The organism is Mycolicibacterium houstonense (assembly GCF_900078665.2).
Lineage (GTDB): Bacteria > Actinomycetota > Actinomycetes > Mycobacteriales > Mycobacteriaceae > Mycobacterium > Mycobacterium houstonense.
This window is the reverse complement of record NZ_LT546208.1, coordinates 1-1,175: the sequence shown is the minus strand read 5'-3', so window position 1 is coordinate 1,175 and position 1,175 is coordinate 1. Positions and strand designations below refer to the sequence as shown.

2 protein-coding genes are annotated in these 1,175 nt (G+C 68.7%); both read left to right on the top strand.

Annotated features, from left to right (window positions below):
* Window positions 1-439, top strand: a 439-nt coding sequence (locus BN4332_RS27910; RefSeq protein ID WP_200820451.1) for a nitroreductase, incomplete at its 5' end; no start/stop codon positions are given.
* Between the two features lie 88 nt (window positions 440-527).
* A partial coding sequence (locus tag BN4332_RS27905; protein ID WP_066902797.1) for a GNAT family N-acetyltransferase occupies window positions 528-1,175 on the top strand: 648 nt, incomplete at its 3' end.

Below are 1,175 nucleotides of genomic sequence, written 5' to 3'. Positions count from 1 at the left end.
GCTCCAGGCCGCCGGACTGCCCCCGCGTTTTGCCCACCGGCGCAGGGAAACCGGTGCGCTGGTGTACGGCGCGATGGGGATCGCCCGCGATGACGCGGCTGGACGGTGGGCCGCGCAGCGGCGCAACTGGGCATTCTTCGGTGCCCCGGTCGCCGGGGTGGTGTGCATGCACCGCGATTTCGGCAGCGTCGACGCGATCGGTGTCGGGATGTTTCTGCAGACATTGCTACTGGCGCTGAACGAACGGGGACTGGGTAGTTGCGTGCAGGTGTCGATCGGGTTGTATCCGGACGTGTTGCGTGAACAACTGGGAATCCCAGACGATCTGACGATCTTGTGCGGGATGTCGATCGGCTACGCCGACGAGGCATTTCCCGCCAATCACGTCGCGACACCGCGCGATCCGCTGTGCGAGAACGTGGTGTTCCTCGACGCCTGACCCGGCAGCACAAAACGTCACCTGGCGCTCACAGACATGTCACACGGGCGATGCCGTATGGAGACCCGGCTGGGCGACCGTGCTGGCTATGAGCACTGCATCTGTACTCATCGCCGCTGATCACGCCGACAGCTCGACGCCCGATGCGCCGCGCTACACCCTGCTGTTGTCCGCCGATCCCGAGCTCATCGAGGCCGCTCAGCGGCTTCGGCACGACGTGTTCACCTCCGAACCCGGATTCGCTCTCGCCGGGGCGACGGACGGACGTGACGCGGACCGGTTCGACGAGTACTGCGACCACCTGCTGGTGCGTGAGGACCGCTCCGGTGAGTTGGTGGGGTGCTACCGCATGCTGCCGCCGCCGGGCGCCATCGCCGCCGGCGGGCTTTACACCGCCACCGAGTTCGACGTGCGCGGCCTCGATGCGCTGCGGCCCTCGCTCGTCGAGATGGGACGGGCGGTGGTGCGGTCCGATCACCGCAACGGCGGCGTCGTCCTGCTGATGTGGGCGGGCATCCTGGCCTACCTCGACCGCTCCGGCTATGACTACGTGACCGGCTGCGTGTCGGTGCCGACCGCCGGAAACGCCGACGGCCCGCCGGGAACCCAGATCCGCGGCGTCCGGGACTTCGTACGCCGCCGCCACGCCGCACCGGCCGAACACACGGTGTACCCCTACCGGCCGGTGGTGCTGGACGGCCGCGGGCTCGACGACATCGACCCGCCGTCGCGGACC